This window comes from Clostridium sp. SM-530-WT-3G (assembly GCF_012843905.1).
Taxonomy (GTDB): Bacteria; Bacillota; Clostridia; order Clostridiales; family Clostridiaceae; genus Clostridium.
In genome coordinates, this window is sequence record NZ_JABAGC010000011.1 from 40,734 (window position 1) to 57,713 (window position 16,980).

The 16,980-nt window shown below is 28.0% G+C and carries 16 protein-coding genes; 7 read left to right on the plus strand and 9 right to left on the minus strand.

Features of this window, described 5'->3' with window-relative positions:
* Positions 1-503 precede the first annotated feature (503 nt).
* Entirely contained in the window at positions 504-1,418 is a 915-nt protein-coding gene (locus HF850_RS06265; protein WP_169104608.1) for a zinc ABC transporter substrate-binding protein, read from the minus strand.
* Between the two features lie 247 nt (positions 1,419-1,665).
* On the opposite strand from HF850_RS06265, the gene HF850_RS06270 reads away from it, so the two are divergent.
* The gene (locus HF850_RS06270) at positions 1,666-2,103 is read left to right on the plus strand and encodes a pyridoxamine 5'-phosphate oxidase family protein (protein WP_169104609.1); all 438 of its coding nucleotides are present in this window, start codon (positions 1,666-1,668) and stop codon (positions 2,101-2,103) included.
* Between the two features lie 188 nt (positions 2,104-2,291).
* Here the strand turns inward: HF850_RS06270 and HF850_RS06275 are convergent, their stop codons facing one another.
* The 6 genes from HF850_RS06275 to HF850_RS06300 all read right to left on the minus strand — a co-directional run bounded on the left by HF850_RS06275 (position 2,292) and on the right by HF850_RS06300 (position 9,880).
* Positions 2,292-2,540: a hypothetical protein gene (locus HF850_RS06275; RefSeq protein WP_243159421.1), complete on the minus strand. Its 249-nt coding sequence runs from the start codon at positions 2,538-2,540 to the stop codon at positions 2,292-2,294.
* 165 nt (positions 2,541-2,705) lie between these two features.
* Positions 2,706-4,106 (minus strand): leucine-rich repeat domain-containing protein, encoded by a 1,401-nt coding sequence (locus HF850_RS06280; RefSeq protein ID WP_169104610.1) that lies wholly within the window; start codon positions 4,104-4,106, stop codon positions 2,706-2,708.
* 205 nt (positions 4,107-4,311) lie between these two features.
* On the minus strand, positions 4,312-4,974 hold the full coding sequence (locus tag HF850_RS06285; protein WP_169104611.1) for a hypothetical protein: 663 nt from the start codon (positions 4,972-4,974) through the stop codon (positions 4,312-4,314).
* A gap of 278 nt (positions 4,975-5,252) precedes the next feature.
* Positions 5,253-8,705 carry a pyruvate carboxylase gene (locus HF850_RS06290; RefSeq protein WP_169104612.1) on the minus strand — a complete coding sequence of 1,151 codons (3,453 nt, stop codon included), beginning with the start codon at positions 8,703-8,705 and terminating at the stop codon, positions 5,253-5,255.
* Between the two features lie 400 nt (positions 8,706-9,105).
* On the minus strand, positions 9,106-9,330 hold the full coding sequence (locus tag HF850_RS06295) for a hypothetical protein (protein WP_169104613.1): 225 nt from the start codon (positions 9,328-9,330) through the stop codon (positions 9,106-9,108).
* Positions 9,331-9,661: 331 nt separating this feature from the next.
* On the minus strand, positions 9,662-9,880 hold the full coding sequence (locus tag HF850_RS06300) for a DEAD/DEAH box helicase (RefSeq protein ID WP_169104614.1): 219 nt from the start codon (positions 9,878-9,880) through the stop codon (positions 9,662-9,664).
* 308 nt (positions 9,881-10,188) lie between these two features.
* Here HF850_RS06300 and HF850_RS06305 point away from each other — a divergent pair, with 308 nt between their 5' ends.
* Positions 10,189-10,845 carry a hypothetical protein gene (locus tag HF850_RS06305; RefSeq protein ID WP_169104615.1) on the plus strand — a complete coding sequence of 219 codons (657 nt, stop codon included), beginning with the start codon at positions 10,189-10,191 and terminating at the stop codon, positions 10,843-10,845.
* Between the two features lie 224 nt (positions 10,846-11,069).
* Positions 11,070-11,726, plus strand: a complete 657-nt coding sequence (locus tag HF850_RS06310) for a macro domain-containing protein (RefSeq protein WP_169104616.1) — start codon at positions 11,070-11,072, stop codon at positions 11,724-11,726.
* 217 nt (positions 11,727-11,943) lie between these two features.
* On the opposite strand, the gene HF850_RS06315 is transcribed toward HF850_RS06310, so the two are convergent.
* Complete coding sequence (locus HF850_RS06315) at positions 11,944-12,486, minus strand: NADH peroxidase (RefSeq protein WP_169104617.1); 543 nt, start codon at positions 12,484-12,486, stop codon at positions 11,944-11,946.
* A gap of 383 nt (positions 12,487-12,869) precedes the next feature.
* Here HF850_RS06315 and HF850_RS06320 point away from each other — a divergent pair, with 383 nt between their 5' ends.
* The 3 genes from HF850_RS06320 to HF850_RS06330 all read left to right on the plus strand — a co-directional run bounded on the left by HF850_RS06320 (position 12,870) and on the right by HF850_RS06330 (position 15,048).
* Entirely contained in the window at positions 12,870-13,763 is an 894-nt protein-coding gene (locus HF850_RS06320) for a DUF5685 family protein (protein WP_169104618.1), read from the plus strand.
* 17 nt (positions 13,764-13,780) lie between these two features.
* A complete protein-coding gene (locus HF850_RS06325) occupies positions 13,781-14,422 on the plus strand; it encodes a J domain-containing protein (RefSeq protein WP_169104619.1) in 642 nt (213 codons plus the stop codon).
* Between the two features lie 134 nt (positions 14,423-14,556).
* Positions 14,557-15,048: a hypothetical protein gene (locus HF850_RS06330; protein ID WP_169104620.1), complete on the plus strand. Its 492-nt coding sequence runs from the start codon at positions 14,557-14,559 to the stop codon at positions 15,046-15,048.
* A 180-nt stretch (positions 15,049-15,228) separates the two neighbouring features.
* Here the strand turns inward: HF850_RS06330 and HF850_RS06335 are convergent, their stop codons facing one another.
* Positions 15,229-16,257, minus strand: coding sequence for a pyruvate kinase (locus HF850_RS06335; RefSeq protein ID WP_169104621.1), 1,029 nt, complete (start codon positions 16,255-16,257; stop codon positions 15,229-15,231).
* A gap of 148 nt (positions 16,258-16,405) precedes the next feature.
* Between HF850_RS06335 and HF850_RS06340 the strand changes: the two genes are divergently transcribed.
* The gene (locus HF850_RS06340) at positions 16,406-16,906 is read left to right on the plus strand and encodes a DUF4883 family protein (RefSeq protein ID WP_169104622.1); all 501 of its coding nucleotides are present in this window, start codon (positions 16,406-16,408) and stop codon (positions 16,904-16,906) included.
* Positions 16,907-16,980: the final 74 nt, after the last annotated feature.

Sequence of the window (16,980 nt, forward strand, 5' to 3'; positions counted from 1 at the left end):
CCCCTAAAAAATATTATAACATATATACAAAACAAAACTTTGTAGTCTTTGAACTTTGAAATTTTTAAAAATCTGATTAAGCTTTTCTATATTACTTATTATATGAATTTTTCCCCTAAAATTTTACAAACAAATAGTGCACTTAAATTTAACAATATACTTATGATATCTCACGAAAATCATCTCTAATTTTTACAAGTATATTACATAATTAAAGTGCACTATTTTTATAATTTAAAGTTAATGTAATAAAAATTGATATTTTTTAGTCTTTCTTGTAAGTCTTTTTGCTATGCTTATTACTGCAGTTATTTGCCTTCTTTTCTTTTTCCTGCTGTGAGCTGCATGAGCAGTCATGTTTTTCACTCATAAACATTTCCTCCTGGACACACAAAATTTATTAAAAATATCACATAAATATTTTCTGCATGTTAGAATTTTTTATTCATTAATACAATGAACATATAAACATCTATGATTTATATCTTTTTAAATAATATTTTCTATATTTGTTCTTTTTGAAGAGCTTGGTATATCTGATCTAAGTCATATCTCATAGCTTCTATATAATCTCTGTCATCTTCCTTAGATTCTAATGTATATATTGGAACAACTTCTGCCCCTACTTCGTTTGCTAATGTTTCTGAAACCTTTGGACTTGCCAATGCTTCTGAGAATATTGTTTTTATATTATTTTCTTTACAGAAGTCCACAAGTTCTTTTAATTGTCCCGGTGTTGGCTCTCCTTCACCAAATAAATTTTCAACGCTTCTCTGTGTAAGATCAAAGTCTCTGCATAGATATCCAAAAGCTGCATGACCAGTTATAAAGTTCTTTTGTTGAAGAGCATCAAATTTAGGTTTATATTCATTATATAGATCTTCTAACTTATTTTTGAATTTTTCATAATTCTCTTCATAATAATCCTTGTTTTCGCTATCTGCTTCAACAAGTGCATTTTTTATATTTTCTGACTGTATTTCTGCATTTTTCAGACTTAACCATATATGTGGATCTACAATATTATCTTGTTTTCTAACTTCTACACCGTTACTTGAATCCACCTTTATCATTTTACTATCTTTTGTTATTTCGTTTACTTTATCAAGCCATGTTTCCATTCCTAATCCGTTATATACGAATATATCACTCTTTGTAAGATCTACAAGATCTTTTGATTTTGGATCATAATCATGTGGCTCAACATTCTCAGGAACCATACATGTAACTTCTACTTTATCTTTTGCTATTGCTTCTGTATACTCCTTTAATGGATACATGGAAACTGTTACTTTTAATTTACCCTCTTCAGTTTTCCCAGCAGACGGGCTATCACTATTAGAATTTCCAATGCCACATCCAGTAAACATTATTCCTACCATTAATGCTGTAATTCCAGCTATAATTTTCTTTTTCATCTTCTTCCTCCACATGCAAATCATTTGCATTTATAATTTCTTTTTTAATCTTAACTAAATATTCCACTTTTGTCAATAGCATATTTTTGATTCATATATAAATTAGTATTCTCCAAAGTATTAATTAAAATGTATTTAAATTCTATACACAAATAATATTTTATTAAAAATATTCATATTATTAATAAAAAAACAAATTAAGCTTATCTATGTACAATACATAAACTTAAGTAGGGAGTGAGTATATATGGATATTTGTAAATACAGAAAGCTTTATACAAATGAAATAATGTCAATACTAAATGCAAAAAAAATATGCAATCTAGGCAGTATAAATTCTGGCGTAACAGATATTACACCAATGTGGTATATATTTGAATCTGACGACCATAATAATCTATCATTTTATTTTATAAATATGAATGACGAAGCAAATTTAAAGAATTTAAAAGAAACAGACAAGGTATGTATTTCCTTTGAAAACTATATTCTTGATTTTTATATGGGAGCATACCAATCTGTAACAGCTCATGGAACTGTACACCTAGTAACTGACTTTAGTGAAAAAGAGAATATATTAAGCAAATTCAGAAAGAAATATTCCATTGAAGAATGCCAGAAAAAAACCTCTGGATTCACATATATCAAAGTTTTTATTGATGATATAAGTGGAAGGCAATATTAATAAATATCTATAATACAGGATATCATGCATTATAAACAAAAAATAATTATTGGCTTATACTCTTTTATATTCCAATAAAAATGTCAGTTATAAAACATATCTATAATATATTTTACAACTGACATAAAAATTAATTATATAGTCCTAATGATATTTTATCCTGTTATTATATTTTTAATTTTATTATTTTAGGCAATCCATTTTCCACTATGATTAAGAACATATCCATCAACCACAGTATTAAATGCCATAGCCCCATTACTGTATAAATAGTACCATGTGCCTCTATCATTAAGCCAGCCTGTTTTCATTGCCCCATTTCCATTTAAATAATACCATGTCCCTCTATCATTTAACCAACCTGTTCTCATAGTTCCATTTCCGTTTAAATAGAACCAACTGCCATAACTATAATCATAAAGCCATCCGATCCTCATAGATCCATCTGGATTTAGATAAAACCATGAATTATAATTTTCATCAAATTTCCAACCTGTACATTTATGGCCATCCTTCTCATCATAGTAATACCATTTTCCATCATTTCCTTTACTCCATCCAACTGTAAAACCTGATTAAATTACTTTATCAGACTCTTCTACTTAATCTGATCCCTCTGTATTGGTTGCTCCATCTTGTGATTCCGTAGATGTACTTTCATTTACATTACCTCTAGAAACTATAACACCATCAAATTTTGTTCCTAAGAAAGCACTATCTGCCACCACTATATTTTCACCATAGTTAAATATTTCAAGACTTTTACATCCCCTAAATGCTCCACTCTCAATTTTTGTTACACTTGATGGAAGATCAATTTCTTTTATCTTGCCACATTGAGAAAATGCTGTACTTTTAATTGTCTGTACACCCTCATCTATTTGTACATCTTCAAGGTTTATATAGTGTTCAAATGCATTCTCTGCTATATTTTTTATGCTTCCTGGAATCCTAATACTCTTTATTGATGATCCTGCAAATGCAATCCATCCCATTTCTGTAACTGTTTTAGGAATCTTAATACTTGTTATATTCTGATTATTAAAAAATGCTCTTTCAGCAATCTTTGTAACTCCATCAGGTATAACTACATCTCCCTTTGCATCCTTACCACTTAATAATACTCCATCTGAAATTACCAGTCCTTCAGATGTACCTGAATTTGTATCTTGTGTAGCCGATGATGGTTCAAACGCTTGTATTCCCAGTTCATCTACAGTACTTGGAATCTTTGCATTCTTTAACTCATAACATCCTGCAAAAGCTTGTTCTCCTATTACTTCTATTCCTTCTTCCATTGATACCTTTTTTAAATTTTGACATCTAAAAAACGAAGATTTTCCTATTCTCCTAACCTTTGAATGAATAGCCACACTTGTTATATTATCATTACAGAAAAATGCATTATCCCCTATACAATTTATATTCTCAGGAATTATAATGTCACCTTGTGCATTATCAGCACTTAATAATATTCCATTATACACTACATATCCATTTGAATTCTTATGTTGATCATCCCATGCTTTATTAAATGCATGAGCACCTATGGATTTTATCGTTGATGGAAGTTTTATATTATTAAGATTCTTATAATTTAATGAATAGGCTGCTATTTCAGTAACACCTTCAGGTATTTCAATACTCTTAGGAGTATCTGACCTAACTCCATAATCTGGCTCACTACGGCTTGTTTCTTTAACTAGATTTGCTATTTTAGTTACTTTATGTCCATTTATCTCAGATGGTATAATCATATTTTCTTTTGGATAAAATGTTCCCCAAATAGATACAGTACCATCTGCACCTAAGTAATAATCCCACTCTATCCCATTGGAATCTATTCCTTTTTTAAGGGTTCTTTCACCCTGTACTTGTATATCACCGTAATCAGCAAAACAGCTATATTCTCCAGCTATTACCCCTGTTGGTAATACTGTAAATAAACTTGTAGTTACTGCTGCACATGCAATAAGTCTTATGAATTTGTTTCTTTTAAGCATTATATTCTCTCCTTAGTCTAAATTATAATCTAACTACACCATTTAATTTATATAAAGTTATAGAAAGACTTTTATTCTTTAATATACCTTTACTGTATATATCTATATAAGAATGAAAATATCGGTACTCTATTAAAAATAAAATACACAAAAAATCTATTTAGGCATTTTAATTTTCCCAAATAGATTTTCTAAAATTCTTTCTTTAACTTAATTTATCATTCTCTGATAATTCTTCATTTGCTTCACTTTCTATATCATTACTAAATGTAACTTCATCTATAAATTCGTCTTCTCCTTCTTGTCTTGTATCATCAGCCACTATGTTTTCTTCTAATTCATCATTATTGCGATCATCTATCTGAATATCGGCTTCAACTGTTTTTACTGATGGATTAGAATTTATACTAATTTCACTATCATCAAGTACAAGTTTTCCTACTTTTTCAATTTCAACTTCTATTGCTTTTCTTAAATTTCCTCTAGCTGCATCTAATTTTATAGAATCAATTTTGTCAATTTCAATATTGTTATCATCTGATACATCATCAAATATAAGAATTCCATTTCTATTTTCTGTTATCTTTTCATTTTCATCTAAAACAGCAGTTATAACATTGTTATTATGTTCTTTGTTATATTTCTCATCTTCTCTATTAAAAAGTCTATCACGAATAACTTCATCTTCTATATCTGTTTCAATTTTTTGACTTTCAGCAAAAATATCATTACTATTATCATTAACAAAATCAATTATTTTTTCTGCTGTTTCATACCTTAAATTATTAGTACTCCCATCATATAATTTTTCATTGCTCATATATTCAACAGGTATTACAAATCCCTTTTGGGGTTTTAATATATACATATGTTCTTTTCATCTCCATAAAAGTTATCACTATATTATATTATTTATTTTCTTTAAATCTGTGAAAAACTTCATATAAAAATAAAAAATTCATTTAGAAATAATATATTCTTATAATTATAAGTACTATCTCCCTAAAACAATATTTATTTAAAACAGAAATCACTGCTTTTTATGCTATTATAACAAAAAGAGGTTGCACACAGTACAAACCTCTTTTTATTCTATAAATCAAGTTATTATATAACTTAAAATTATTATAAAGAACACATAATATATTACTTATTGCTTGTTAACTGAATTAACAATTCTCCTGTCTTAACCTGTTGACCTTCTTTAGCAAATATCTTTTCAACAACTCCATCCGTCGATGCTACAACATTTGTTTCCATCTTCATCGCTTCTACAACAACAAGACTTTCACCTTCTTTTACTTGCTGACCTTCTGTAACTAAAACTTTGATTACATTTCCAGGTATACTAGCTCCAATCTGCATCTTATCATCTGGATCAGCCATTATTGTAGAATCCTCACTTAAGTTAGCTTCAGCTCTTTCAGTTCTATCTTTAATCTTAATCGATCTTCTATTTCCGTTTATTTCAAAATCTAAAGTTCTAAATCCCTGCTTATCAAGTTTTCCAATTTCAATTAATTGAACAATCAGGATTTTACCTTCTTTAACTTCAATTTCGCTTGTTTCACCTTCTGAAAGCCCATGGAAAAATACATCACTTGCCATAAGTCTTACTTGACCATATTCCATAACATGCTTAATAAAATCTTCGAATACTTCTGGATATAGAGCATAACTTAATATGTCTTGATTTGATGGTTTAAATTTATATTTATCTTCTAAATATTTAGCAATTTTGTCAAAATCTTCTGGAGGTAATAATTCACCTGGCCTTACTGTTATAGGTTCTTCACCCTTTAATACTAGTTTTTGAAGTTCTTTAGGGAATCCACCTTCTGGTTGACCCATCATTCCCTTAAAATATGAAACCACAGAATCTGGGAATGCCATATTCTTTCCTTTTTCAAATATATTTTCTGGAGTCAGGTCATTTTGAACCATAAATATAGCCATATCTCCAACCATTTTAGATGATGGAGTAACTTTGATTATATCTCCTAACATTTCATTTACAGTTTTATACATCTTCTTAATATCATCAAATCTATGACCTAGCCCAAAGCTTTCAGCCTGTGGTTTTAAGTTTGAATATTGTCCACCAGGAATTTCGTATTTATAGATTTCTGTACTTCCTGATTTTAAATCTGATTCATATTCACTGTATACAGGTCTTACTGTTTCCCAGTATTCAGAAAGTTTTTGTATTCCACCTAAATCAATTCCTGTATCTCTATCTGTATTTTTAAGAGCTGCCACAACTGAGTTTAATGCTGGCTGACTTGTAAGTCCTGACATACTGTTATAAGCAGTATCAACTATATCTACTCCTGCATCTGCTGCCATAAGTATAGTAGCTACCCCATTACCTGTTGTGTCATGAGTATGAAGATGTATTGGCATAGAAACTTCATTCTTAAGTGCAGTAATAAGCTTCTTAGCCGCATAAGGTTTAAGTAAAGCAGACATATCTTTTATTGCTAAAATATGAGCTCCCATCTTTTCAATTTCCTTAGCCTTCTTAACATAATAATCAAGAGAATATTTATCTCTACTTTCATCTAAAATATCTCCAGTATAACAAAGTGCAACTTCAGCGACTTTTCCAGCCTTAAGAACTTCATCAAGAGACACTTCAATTCCCTTTAACCAGTTAAGCGAATCAAATATTCTAAATATATCTATTCCACTCTTTGCACTTTCTTTTATAAACTCTCTAATAACATTATCAGGATAATTCTTATACCCAACTGCATTTGCTCCTCTTAAAAGCATTTGGAACATTACATTTGGAATTCTCTTTCTAAGAGACTCAAGCCTCTGCCATGGTGATTCTTTAAGGAATCTGTATGCAGTATCAAATGTTGCTCCTCCCCACATTTCTAAAGAGAATAAATCTTGGCCATAATATGCTGTAGATTTGGCAATCTTACTCATATCAACGCTTCTAACTCTTGTAGCTAAAAGTGACTGCTGAGCATCTCTCATAGTTGTATCTGTAAGAAGTAATTTTTTCTGACTCTTAATGTAATCTACTACACCTTGAGGTCCTTGTTCATCTAAAATCTGCTTTGTACCTCTTAAATCTTTTACAACATCTCCACTTATATGAGGAATTACTGGTACATCAAATTCCTTCTTATTTCCCTTAGTCACATTAACTATTGTATTTCCTACAAATTTGAGAACTCTGTGTTCTTCATCAGTTCTTGGATTTATATCAAATAATTGTGGATTATCTGCAATAAAGTTTGTATCACAAGTTCCCTTTCTAAATTGTTCATTATTTAATACATTAATAAGGAAATCTACATTTGTTTTAACTCCTGAAATAGTGAGTTCCTTAATTGAACGTATAGATTTTCTTATAGCATCTTCAAATGTCCTTGAATATGCAGTAGTCTTTACAAGAAGACTATCATAATAAGGACTTATTATAGCTCCAGCAAATCCGTTACCACCATCATGTCTTATACCAAAACCAGCTCCACTTCTATATACATCAATTCTTCCTGTGTCTGGAGCAAAATTATTAGCAGGATCTTCTGTAGTTATTCTACATTGAATTGCATATCCTCTAGGTTTAATTGCATCTTGAGATGGAATCCCAATTTCTTTTGAATCTAATGTATATCCTTCTGCAACTAATATTTGACTTTGAACAAGATCAATTCCAGTTATCATTTCAGTTACAGTATGTTCAACTTGAATTCTTGGGTTCATTTCTATAAAATAATGATTTCCACTTGCATCAAGTAAAAACTCTAATGTACCTGCACTTCTATAATTAACTGATTTAGCAATCTTAAGAGCATCATTACATATGTTTTCTCTCTGCTCATCTGTAAGTACAAGAGATGGAGTAAATTCTACAACTTTCTGATGTCTTCTTTGAATAGAACAATCTCTTTCATATAGATGTACAATATTTCCATACTTATCTCCAAGTATTTGTACTTCTATATGCTTTGGTCTTTCTATGTATTTTTCAATATAAATATCATCTATACCAAAAGCTTTTTTAGCTTCATTTTTAGCATTTCTATAGTTTTCAAGAAGCTCTTCTTCTTTTCTAACTATTCTCATACCTCTACCACCACCACCAGCAGCAGCTTTAACCATTACTGGATATCCACAGTACCTAGCAGCTTCTAAAGCTTCTTCTTCAGTTTCAACTGGCTTTTCTAAACCTGGAATTACGGGTACTCCTACACTTTCAGCAACAAGTTTAGATTGAATTTTATCTCCCAGCTTTTCCATCATTTCTGGCTTTGGTCCTATGAATTCTATTCCTGCTTCTTCGCATCTTCTTGCGAATTCAGGATTTTCAGATAAAAATCCATAGCCTGGATGAATAGCATCAACGTGCTTCTTTACTGCAAGGTTAATAATTTCATCAATATTTAAATAGGCTTCAACTGGTCCTTTATTTCTTCCTATTAAATAAGATTCGTGAGCTTTAGTTCTGAAAAGAGAATATTTATCCTCTTCTGTATATATAGCTACTGTTCGTATGCCAAGTTCATGACATGCCCTAAAAATTCTTATTGCAATTTCACCTCTGTTTGCAACTAAAACTCTTTTAAACTTTCTCCCCAATTTAAAACAACTCCTTTGTTATTTTTCAAATATGAAGCTTTTTATTTAAAAAATTTCATATTTACTCCTTTATAAATATTTTTAATAATATTATTTAAATTATAGCACATTTTTACTATTTTATATATATTTTATACTTGTTTAAGTTAAATATTTTCCTATCATATAGATTTTAATTATTTTTTCATTTATTATTCACCTTTTTCTATATTCAATAAAAAAATAATAGATTGATTTTATAATCTATTTAAAATCAATCTATTACAAAGCCTTATATTAATATAAATTTTAATTCTATGTTTGCAATTTTCTCATTTAAAAACTTGCATTAATTTTATACATAAAGTATTAAATTATAATACTATTATTACTTATTAACTAATTAAATAATATTTAACTCCTATTCAGCATTTACGCTAAAAAACAATGCTTGTCCTAATGGTGTGCTTTTAATATGAGATTTTATAAGCTTCGCAGCCTTACTATCATCATCATAAGTAGAATCAAAATGTAATTTAAGCCCTTGCTTATTTTTAAATTTAAAATGTTTTTGTCCGTCTATTTCCATATCTTCTACCATTTTAATAACTTCATCTTGCCTTAATGCACAGTTAATTAATATCATTTATATACCCCATTTCTATTTTTATTTTAATATAAGGTTACTTCTTAGATAGTCTTATATCCAGGAAAAGTATAACATATTTTATATTATTTTCAATCAATCTTCTACACCAACACTACAATTCAACTATCAAAAACAAAGTTTATATATAGTTCCATGTGGAAATGTCAAAGTAAATGTATTATATACATCATTTTCTTAAGAATATATCATCTTACAAAAAAAATCCCCTTAGTAAAAGAAAATTTTCTTCACCTACTAGAGGACTAAAAATATATATTAATTTTTATACAAATAAAAAATAACCCTACAAAGATAATTACTTATTAAGTTAAATTCCTTCAAATATTATCAATCCTTCATCCTGAGATATTATTCCCATTTCCTCAAGCTTATCTAATTCCCTATTAAAATCAAAACTATTTATCTCCTTAGCATTTGGGTATATTTTATTTTTTTCAAAGTGCCTCTTTAATTCAAAATAGCTTATTTCCCTTACATCCATAAGCATTTTTATTATTGCTGATGAATATGTTGAAATATTATCCATAATGCTACCTCCAAACTTTACAAATATATAATAATATTTATGACGAAGATATAAATATTAGAACATTCCTATATAGTATGAAATTTATTAAGTTATATTATCTATATTTCTAAAGCGCATGTTATTCTTTAGCTCTATTGGTTTAAAATAATCAATTATAGTCAAAACTATACAATATCGTAACACTTTATATATAATTACTTGTCAAATTTTGATTAATATTGTATATATTAATTGTTCTGATATAATAAATCTGATATAATAATACGATGTTTATAAATTAATTTAAACATGCTATTTTGAAAGAGGTGTTCATTATTAATACTAATAAAAAAGCAAAAGACAATAAATATACTACAAAAGATGTTCTTACTGAAATTACTGTTTACAAAAAAGATGGAACAGAATTTATTTGCAAGATAGATACTTTTGATGCAGAAAGAGTTAAAAATGCTGGTCCTTGGTTTGCAGAATGGCACAAGGATTTTAATAATTACTTAGTCCAAAGACTTATAACTACAACTGTCAATGGAAAAACTAAGCGTACTAAACAAACTATACAAAGTTTTATCTTAGATGTTGATCCAAGAACTCCAATAAAACACTTAAATGGAAATACTTTAGACAACAGAAAAAATAATCTTGAAATATATAACAGATACTCAAAAAATGACTGCGAAAAAATAGATCATGAAACTATGGGTATAATTCTAAGAGATAAATTCGGTAATCCAAAAGATACTGCATTAATTGATATGGATGATGTAAATGATGTTGTTAAAGATGGTTACAATTGGGTTACATATAGAAAAGGTAATGAACTTATGGTAGTTGCCAACACAAAAAATGGCAGAATTCGTTTAGATGAGTTCATAATGGAACCTGAAGAAGGTACAAAAATCCATCATATAAATTTAAATCCTCTAGATAATAGAAGAAAAAACTTAGAAATTAAAGAACTTTAATTATAATAATACCTTGAAATCTCTAAATATAGAGTATTTCAAGGCATTATTTTTTTCATATACTATTTAGTATAAAATAATTCCCCAGCAAAAAATAAACAAACATTATAGTCCATAAGATTTATTTTCTTTTACATATTTTGTATATTTTTCTATTTTTATTTTAATGATTTAGGTGTAAACTATTAATATGAGAATTATATGACAAATATGAGGTGATTTATTTGACTATTTTTAAAATACTACTAGGTGATATAACAAAACTTAAATTTGATGCTATTGTAAATGCAGCAAATACCTCTCTTCTTGGGGGAGGAGGGGTCGATGGTTCTATCCACAAAGCATGTGGAAATAGACTTTTAGACGAGTGCAGAGAACTTAAGGGCTGTATGACAGGTAATTCAAAAATAACTCAATCATATGACCTTACAGACAAAGGTGTATACTGGGTAATTCATACTGTTGGTCCAATTTATAGAAATAACGGAACAGAAGAAAAATATTTAAGAAGTGCATACAGAACTGCATTGAATTTAGCAGCTGACTATTCATCAGTTTATACAAAACAATACAATAATATACTCGAGAATTATATTTGTAGTTTCAAAAATAATGAACTTTTTGGTGAAAAGAAAAAAGAAATATTAATCAATGAATGTAATGATTATATAAAAAATCACCCTATAAAAACTCTTGCATTTCCTTCAATAAGCACTGGAGCATATGGGTATCCATTAGAAAAAGCATGCACAATTGCCTTGGATGAAATAACTACATTTATAAATAATAATCCGGAGATTTTTGATGAAATTGCTATGGTATGCTATGATCAAAAAACATATGATGCTTTTACACATGCCTACAATGAGCAATTTAATTAAGAAGTTTATTTTTTAATATTAACCATCAAAAAAGGACTTGCTTAGAAATAGAGGTAAAAATTCTAAGTAGTCCTTTTAAAATACTATATATGGGGCTTCTTTGGGGATTTTTTAATTTTATAAAATAAATATAAATTTAAAAAAAGATTTTTTTATTTCTGCCCATAAAGCTTTTGCGAACCATTTATGGGCAGATTAAATATACATATTATAGTTATTATCCAAAATATCTATTTAATAATCCTTCAAAAGCTTTTCCATGTCTAGCTTCATCCTTAGCCATTTCATGAACTGTATCATGGATAGCATCTAAGTTAGCTTTTTTAGCTCTTAAAGCCAAATCAAATTTTCCTTCTGTAGCACCATTTTCAGCAGCTACTCTTAATTCTAAGTTCTTCTTAGTTGAGTTTGTAACAACTTCTCCTAATAATTCAGCAAACTTAGCAGCATGTTCAGCTTCTTCGTAAGCAGCTTTTTCATAATACATTCCTACTTCAGGATATCCTTCTCTATGAGCAACTCTAGCCATTGCTAAATACATACCAACTTCAGTACATTCTCCTTCAAAGTTAGCTCTTAAATCAGCTAGTATATCGTCTGAAACACCTTCTGCGATTCCTACTACATGTTCACAAGCCCAAGTTCTTTTACCTGTTTCTTCTATGAACTTATCAGCTGGTGCTCCACATATTGGACATTTTTCTGGAGCTGCTTCTCCTTCATAAACATAACCACATACTGTACAAACAAATTTTTTCATAATTTCATCCTCCTAATTTCTAAGTAATTTATTATTTTTAAGTAATTTATTATTTTTTAGTAATTATTTAATAGTTTTATTTCCTTCACTGTGATTATTATATAATAATTATTATCCATTGTAAATATATAAAATAAATTTTTTATACTTTTTAGATTTTATTCCAGTAAATTTAAATTTTTTTATTAATATCTTGCTATCCTTTATCTTCTTAATAATTCTTGTCTTAGTTTTATAAAAAATTCACATACACTTTATAAATATATGTCTTCAAAAAGTTAATATTATCTAAAATTTTTATTAAGATATATGTAGAACTGTATTAAATAGTTTATAATTGATTATATATACACAAATACTAAATTTAATAAGGAGTGTTTTTATTGTTTGGATACATTACTCCACTTAAGGCAGAATTAAAAGTTAAAGATTTTGAAAGATTTAAGTGCTATTATTGTGGACTCTGTTGTCAGATAAAACAACAATTTGGGAATATTCCAAGAATGTCATTAAATTATGATATGACTTTCCTTGCCCTACTCATTGACGGAATTAGTCCTGAAGAAATTAAAACAGATTCTCACATATGCATTCTTCATCCAACTGAAAAGAAAACTATAATTATTGATAATAAACCATTAGCTTATGCAGCTGCTATAAATCTTGCATTGTTTTATTACAAACTTATAGATGATGTTAACGATGATAAAAATTTAAAAAGTAGAATATCTGCAATGGTTTTATCTCCATATAGAAAAAAATTTTCAAATGCAATACTTAAAACAGATGAAAGAATAAAAGAATGTATCATGAAATTAAATAATCTTGAAACAACAAAGAATTTTACTTCAATAGATGAAATATGCCATCCATTCAGTGATCTTGTAGGTATTGTACTCCGAGATTATCCTTTTGAACTTTCACAAGATTGTAAAGAACTGAGATATACACTTTATACTTTAGGTTATTCTATAGGAAAATGGATTTATTTAATTGATGCTATTGATGATTTAGAAGAAGATATGAAAGCAAAAAAATTCAATCCTATAAATTTTCTATATAATAAGGGAGATTTAGAGTATAATAAGTTTATTGAATTAATCAAACCTAAAATTGAATTTACCATATTAAATTGTGGATATACATGCATGGAAAATTTAATGAAATTAGACTTAAAACGTAATAAAGATATCTTATATAATATAATCGAATTAGGATTAATGGATAAATATATAAGAGTAACAAATAATAATAATTCTAAAGACACTAAAAAATAAAAAGGAGAGATTTATAAATGAATCCATATGAAGTACTAGGTGTCAAACCTGGAGCAAGCCAAGATGAAATAAAAAGCGCTTATAGAAAACTTATTAAAAAATATCATCCTGATCAATATGGTGATAATCCCCTTAAGGATTTAGCTCAGGAAAAAATGATTGAAATAAATGAAGCATATGATGCTTTAACTAAGAATGGTGGAAATAGTTATAACTCATCCAGCAGTTATTCTTCAAATACTTCTTCACAAAGCTATGGAAATACATATAGTTCTAATAACTCATATACTAATACTTCTGCTGATTTTATGCAGATAAGACAGATGATAAATTCAAGAAACTTTTCTGGTGCTGAAAGCAGATTAAATTCAATAACCAATAGAAATGCAGAATGGCACTTCTTATATGGTGCAGTAATGTTAAACAAAGGTTGGTATGATTCTGCTCTTGAGCATATGACTACAGCTGTAAATATGGATCCTAACAATTTCGAATACAGACAAGGATTAAATTCTTTAAGACAAAGAGGAACAAGCTACGCTAATCCATATTACAGAAAAACAAACAATAATACTGACGCATGTGATTGCTGTATAAATCTTTGGTGTTTAGATTCACTATGCGAATGTGCTGGTGGTGACCTCATATCATGCTGCTAATTCCTTATAGGATTTCTCTTCATACTTAATATAAATTGAAATCTCTTTACGAGGTTTCAATTTATTTAAACAACAAAATATAAAATAAACTTCATCTTTTGAATTTTATTTAAAAAGGAGGATTATAAAATTCCATGAAAGCAAAAAAAATTGCTGAAAGCGGAATACTAATAGCTCTTACTATTATTGTACTCTATGCTGCTTCTATTCTTCCAGTCAGCAAACTTACCGTACTTACTATTGCATCATGCTTTATTCCAATAGCAATAATGCAAACTTCATTAAAAAATACAATAGTTATTTATGTTGCTTCAAGCCTGCTAAGTTTATTTCTTATACCAATAAATATAGCATTATCTTATATTTTATTTTTCGGTATCTATGGAATAATCAAATATTACATTGAAAAATCAAAAAATCTAATTATAGAAATAATATTAAAACTTATAATCTTTAATATACTTTGCAGCATAATATATTTTACTGTAAAAAATATATTTATACTGCCATCAACACTTCCAGTGTGGATTATTGTTATTGGAGCTCAAGCCATATTTTTAGTTTATGATTATGCATTAAGCCTTATTATAAATTATTTTTATGATAGATTTCACAAATATATTTAAACTTAAACATAATAATATTCTATCAATTTAAAAAAGTGGCCGTATTTAAAAATAGTTAGATACGACCATTTTTTATGTTTATTTCATAAAAATATTTTCTTGCTCTAACCTTTTTATCAAGTACGATATCATTTTAAATCTTATATTATTTTTATTCTCCTATAAATATTTAATTAAATACTATAATGACATATATCTTACAATAAGTTCATTTAAAAATTTCACAGTCTTTATAGGAGCCTTTCCAACAGATGTCTCTCCTGCTAAAAGAAATCCTGTTACCCCTTCTTTTATTAAATTATATATACTTTCCACTTCACATAATGAAGGCACTTTTCCTAACTTCATGCTGTTAAGTAAATGGGTTGCAACAATTAGATCCTTATTAGTAAACTTAGTCACTGCTTGTATGATTTTCTCTTGGTAAATTGGAGTATCTTCAATTGATGTTTCAGGTATAAGGTCTCCCCTTCCAATTACTATTCCATCTACGCAGCTAAGTATTCTTTCTAGATTTTTTACTCCTTTTAGAGTCTCAATTTTTGCCCATACTTTAGGTACATTATCACCATTTTTATTTTCATCAAGGAACTTCTTTAATTCTTCTACATCCTCTTTATCTTCAACGAAAGACTGACATATTATATCGACTTTATTTTTTATCCCCCATTGTATTGCTCTTTTATCATTAACATTAAGGGATAAAAAGCTCCTATCAAGTTCCTTTATATTACATCCTTTTCCCTTTCTAATTATCCCCCCTTTTACTGCTTTTGTTTTTATAAGATTTTCATTATTATTTTCAATAATCTTAAATCTCATTGTATTGTCTTTAATAGAAATCTCCTTATAAACATTCTCTTCAAGCATTTTATGTTTTATATTCAAAGGAATTACCTTGACTTTATTTTTAGGTAGATTTTTTATTTCCTTTGTGTATTTATCTTCACCACAGAAATAAACATCCTCATCATTATAAATTTTATATATATACTCAAATTTATCAGAAACACGTACTTTCCTTCCAGAAAGATCTACTAATACATTTAAAGAGTCATCTATAGTTCTTGCCATATTTAAAAATTCAATAAATTCTGCTTCACTACCATGTGCAAAATTAAACCTGACGGTATTAACACCATTATCAATTATACCTTTAAATGAATTTCTATCTTTAACAGACGGACCAACAGTGCCTATTATATACATAGTATCCTCCAAATTATCGTTACTTTTATTAATATTAAAATAAAAAGCTAATTATACTATCTTTTCAATTTGTTAATTCAAATGACCTGTTCTAAAAACTTATATCTTGCATAAATTATTACTATAAAAGCTCAAGGGAGGTTTCATTTTGAAAAAGCTATTATCTGTAATTATTTTATTTATTATAACTTTACCTTTGTTTTCATGTGACGTACAAAATGCAAAATATATTAATTTCACCTCAAAACCTAGTAATCATTATTATACAGATAAGCTAAGAAATAAAATCTTAAATAACAATCCTTATGAATTATATGTTTTTGATACAAATTTATATAAAGAAATTCCTGTGGAAAAAAGCGAGAATGTTATAATAGAAAATTTTTTAAATTCTCTTACTGAAGCTGATTATATTAATGAACCAATCAAGGATAAAGAACCATATAGAATAAAAATTGTGTTCAAAGATGAAAAATATCTTATGAGGGTTTACAATGAATCTCTTATATCTATATCTCCATGGGATGGAACATACAAAGAAGACACAGTTTCAATGAATAATGTCCCTTTGCGATATAATCTTATTGATTTTTGTAACCATATTGAAAACAAGCCTTTAGAAAATAAATTAAATGAGCCCCTTATATAATAAATTTAATATATATTTTATGATAAGCTCTTGGTCTTGTTATCTAGAGCTTATCTTCATTTACTATTACTTAG